1 protein-coding gene is annotated in these 340 nt (G+C 63.2%); it reads left to right on the top strand.

Going from position 1 to position 340, the window contains the following annotated elements; genetic code table 11:
- Positions 1 to 340, top strand: a 340-nt coding sequence (locus CBX98_RS25770; protein WP_146192932.1) for an aminotransferase class I/II-fold pyridoxal phosphate-dependent enzyme, incomplete at both ends; no start/stop codon positions are given.

Genomic DNA, 340 nt, shown 5'->3' with positions numbered 1-340 from the left:
GGCGTGGATCATCGAAGACGACTACGACAGTGAGTTCCGATACCACGGGCGCCCCCTGCCCGCCCTGAAAAGTCTCGACCACGATGACCGCGTGCTTTACACAGGAACCTTCAGCAAAGTCCTGGTACCCGGTTTGCGCCTGGCCTACCTCGTCGTCCCGGCGTCACTGGTGGGCACCTTCAGGGACGAGGTGGCACACCTGCCGGGGCCCGGTTCCATCGTGCCGCAGGCCATGATTGCCGACTTCATGACGCAAGGGCACTTCGCCCGGCATCTGCGCAAGATGCGTTCCCTCTACGCAACACGCCGCGGCTATGTGGTGGATGCGCTGACCGACATG

Origin of the sequence: Vibrio sp. T9 (genome assembly GCF_003123985.1) — a bacterium.
Lineage (GTDB): Bacteria > Pseudomonadota > Gammaproteobacteria > Enterobacterales > Vibrionaceae > Vibrio > Vibrio diabolicus.
Note: the sequence above shows the minus strand (reverse complement) of the source record. Positions and strands in the feature narration are given on the sequence as shown.